Consider the following 440-nt stretch of genomic DNA (forward strand, 5'->3'; position numbering starts at 1 on the left):
GCTGGCGCCCCTGGCGATCGTATGCGCCTGTTCTGGCACCGAGGCGACGCGCGGACGCGGGACAACGCCGGCCTCGCGGCCGCGGCCCGAGAGGGGGAGGTCGTCCCGATGTTCGTGTACGACGCCGATCTGCTCGCGACGGTCGGCGCGCGCCAGCGCGCGTTCTTCCTCCGCAACGTGAAACGCTTAGAAGAGCGGTATCGGGAGCTCGGAAGCGACCTGATCGTCCGGGCGGGCGACCCGGACGAGGTCCTCGTTGATCTCGCCGACGAGTACGACGCCGAGGCGGTGTACTACAACGAACACTACCGGCCCGCCCGACGGAATCGGCAGCGCGCGGTCGAGGAGGCGCTCGTCGGCGCGGGCGTCGAGACGGAGTCGCGGACCGACCTCGTGCTGGTCGATCCGGGCCGATTGGAGGAGCGCTACCCGAACCACAG

1 protein-coding gene is annotated in these 440 nt (G+C 70.5%); it reads left to right on the forward strand.

Features of this window, described 5'->3' with window-relative positions; translation table 11 throughout:
* Positions 1-21: 21 nt before the first annotated feature.
* Positions 22-440, forward strand: a 419-nt coding sequence (locus DVK07_RS21840; protein WP_147441346.1) for a deoxyribodipyrimidine photo-lyase, incomplete at its 3' end; no start/stop codon positions are given.

Source organism: Halorubrum sp. Atlit-26R, assembly GCF_003666015.1.
GTDB lineage: Archaea > Halobacteriota > Halobacteria > Halobacteriales > Haloferacaceae > Halorubrum.